Consider the following 303-nt stretch of genomic DNA (forward strand, 5'->3'; position numbering starts at 1 on the left):
CTTGCTGGGCTATATGCCGATCCTGATGGTCGCGGCCCTGCTGGAAGAGCGCGACCGCCTGGCGGAGCGCGCCCGCGCGGGGCGCGAGCGCGCCGAACGCGCCTCGGCGGCCAAGTCGCGCCTGCTGGCCAACGTCGCCCATGAGATCAAGAGCCCCGTCAGCGGCATTATCGGCATCGGCGAGTTGTGGGCCGGCGGCCAACTGGGCGCGACCTCGGCCGATCAGGTCGAGATGGCGCAGATGCTGGTCAAGACGGCGCGTCAGGTGGAGACCCTGGCTCATGATCTGCTGGACGTGGCGCG

1 protein-coding gene is annotated in these 303 nt (G+C 70.3%); it reads left to right on the forward strand.

Features of this window, described 5'->3' with window-relative positions; translation table 11 throughout:
- Positions 1–303, forward strand: a 303-nt coding sequence (locus HX774_RS18910) for a HAMP domain-containing sensor histidine kinase (RefSeq protein ID WP_304488869.1), incomplete at both ends; no start/stop codon positions are given.

It is taken from the genome of Brevundimonas sp. P7753 (genome assembly GCF_013386595.1).
Lineage (GTDB): Bacteria > Pseudomonadota > Alphaproteobacteria > Caulobacterales > Caulobacteraceae > Brevundimonas > Brevundimonas bullata.